This window comes from Alteromonas infernus (assembly GCF_902705815.1).
On the sequence record NZ_CACSIG010000043.1, the window covers coordinates 1 to 2,448 of the forward strand.

Genomic DNA, 2,448 nt, shown 5'->3' on the forward strand with positions numbered 1-2,448 from the left:
AGGTAAGATTTAAATTTTTCTGAATTATTCATTTCCAATCCTTAGAAGCACCTACTTTCCAATAACGGGCGCAGACATGTGGGGCATAATGGCGCAGCCGCCCCGCGTGTATGCGTCCCAGCGAACGTAGTGAGTGCGTTTATTGGCTTGTTAGGTGCGCTCACGCCAAGACCCCATTTAGCAGCATACTAGGCATAAAAAAGTAAAAAGCCAATAAGCCCGAACTTGTAAATAGAAGTGCGACGGCACAAAAAGAAGCTTGAACGAAGAAGACGGAAGGTTTAGCAGATGCACTATGCCTAAAAGCAACTATTGAGGTTTGTAAACATTCTTTAATTGCTTGGTATTTTGTTGAGAACCAAGAAATAAGGGGAGCTAGGCCAGCAAAAACTAGAGCAAATGCGACTTCCACACCGCCTAGTTGAACTAAGAAGGCTATCTCTGGCAAAACTGCCGCCGCAATAACCATTGCGATACCGATAACTGCGCGTTGTAGATTAGTTAATTCATTCCATGATTTCATAATTTTTCCTTTTAGCACCTAACTTTTCAATAACGGGCGCAGACATGTGGGGCATAATGGCGAAGCCGCCCCGCGTGTATGCGTCCCAGCGAGCGAAGTGAGTGCGTTGATTGAGTTGTTATATGACAATGCTAAAATAACCTAAGACCAATAACCGCGGCACTTTAATTGAGGACTTTCTTTCTAAAAAAAAGAGTATAGCTAACCATTAGCCAGTCATAGTTTACAGAAACAAGTTCCCAGCCTTTAACACCCATATTACCACAGAGTTCTTCTAATTCTGTGAGCTTTGTGGAGCGCAGCTTGAATACTCCACCTACAGTTTTTACTTCGTATTTAAAACTATCCATATTTGAAAGCGACTCTTGTCATATAACTTTTAAATAAGGGGCGCAGGCATGTGGGGCATAATGGCGAAGCCGCCCCGCGTGTATGCGTCCCAGCGAACGCAGTGAGTGACTTAATTTTTTTGTTAGCTGCCACTTAAACCTACTGATTTCAGATAAACATACAAATATGGAATTAGTATTATCAAGATAACAACTACTGTACCAATGTAAAAAAAACTGAGCCTCTTTTTCTGCTTGGTCAAAATCATAGGTTTGCTCAATACTTTCTAATTCGGATGGATCAACTCCATCTTCTATCGCTCTCTCATTTATCTCTGATATTTTTTCGAATAATTTTTCATGCTCAGCTATTGCTGTTTTATGAATATCTGATTTGAATTTTTTATAATCAAGATAATGTCTATGAGCATGGTATGACCACGCAATGGTGTATATAAAACAGAGTGAGCTAATCGTTGCGGAAAACTCAAATTGCACAACACTAAAAGCTATTAGAAATATCAAAATACCACAAAGACAATCTAAAACTTCACCTGCCGGTTGATACGGACGTCTTAAGCGATTTTTGTCAAAAAGACCAAAACAGCAACTCAACAAAAAAACGCAACAATAAAAATAACCCCAAACAGGCACTCGGTCTCTCCTTGGCAGCTAACTTCCAAATATGGGGCGCGAATGCGCAGGCGGTAATGGCGAAGCCGCCTGCGTGTTTGCGTCCCAGCCCGCCTTGGCGGGCGACATAATTTGTTTGTTATAAGCCATTAATCACTTAACTCAAATTTAAATTTTACATTGAAGCAACGTTCGTTTGCTTCCGATTTATTAAACTTCCACTTGGCTAATGCCCTCTTAGCAGCGCGATCAAATATTCTAAGTGGTGTTGAAGTTACAATGTCACTACTAATAACCGTTCCAGCAGAATCTACGTAAGCACGAAGATTCACTTCACCTTCCAGTTCAAAAGTGTCAGTCGGCCACATAGGATCTGTGACGGTAACTAACTCAAATGGTGTAACAGAGCACGATTCAACTTCATATTTAGGGTTGTTTAAATATGTGACTAAATTTGCAGCTAATAGAAACTCAATCATGGCTTATAACACTAAGCTTTGGGGCGCTAACATGGGGCTATAATCGCGAAGCGGCCCCGTGTTAGCGTCCCAGCGACCGAAGGGAGTGCCAACAGCGTTTTGTTAGGCGTACAACTGAAAGTACGCAGCTTTGCTGCCACCACTAGCCAAAAAGACCGCGTGTTTAAATTATTGAATTTAAGATAAAACAACCCTGTGCGAAATGCCAGATGTAAAGGAGATTGCTGAATAAAAGAGCGAGTTTAGAAAGCTGATGATGCAGAATACTGGCGTTGCTGAGTTGATGAAAAGCCCGTTGCTAAAGCCGTTGAAACTACCGAAAAAGCAAGCCGTAAACACAACCTAATGAAACAGCCTTGATGCTGGAATGTCACTTCTGAACCAACATTTTAATGCTGTAAGTAAATGACGCCTAACGCTAAGCTTTGGGGCGCTAGCATGTGGGCTAAAATCCGAGCGAAGCGAGCCAGCCCACGTGTTAGCG

The 2,448-nt window shown here is 41.9% G+C and carries 4 protein-coding genes; all 4 read right to left on the reverse strand.

Annotation, left to right across the window (positions count from 1 at the left end; all coding sequences use genetic code 11):
* Nucleotides 1-160 precede the first annotated feature (160 nt).
* Nucleotides 161-523: a hypothetical protein gene (locus ACX5J7_RS11300; RefSeq protein WP_342288548.1), complete on the reverse strand. Its 363-nt coding sequence runs from the start codon at nucleotides 521-523 to the stop codon at nucleotides 161-163.
* A 164-nt stretch (nucleotides 524-687) separates the two neighbouring features.
* Entirely contained in the window at nucleotides 688-873 is a 186-nt protein-coding gene (locus ACX5J7_RS11305; protein ID WP_342288547.1) for a hypothetical protein, read from the reverse strand.
* An 18-nt stretch (nucleotides 874-891) separates the two neighbouring features.
* Nucleotides 892-1,506, reverse strand: a complete 615-nt coding sequence (locus tag ACX5J7_RS11310; protein WP_498707252.1) for a hypothetical protein — start codon at nucleotides 1,504-1,506, stop codon at nucleotides 892-894.
* A gap of 128 nt (nucleotides 1,507-1,634) precedes the next feature.
* Entirely contained in the window at nucleotides 1,635-1,964 is a 330-nt protein-coding gene (locus ACX5J7_RS11315; protein WP_342288138.1) for an energy transducer TonB, read from the reverse strand.
* Between the last annotated feature and the right edge of the window lie 484 nt (nucleotides 1,965-2,448).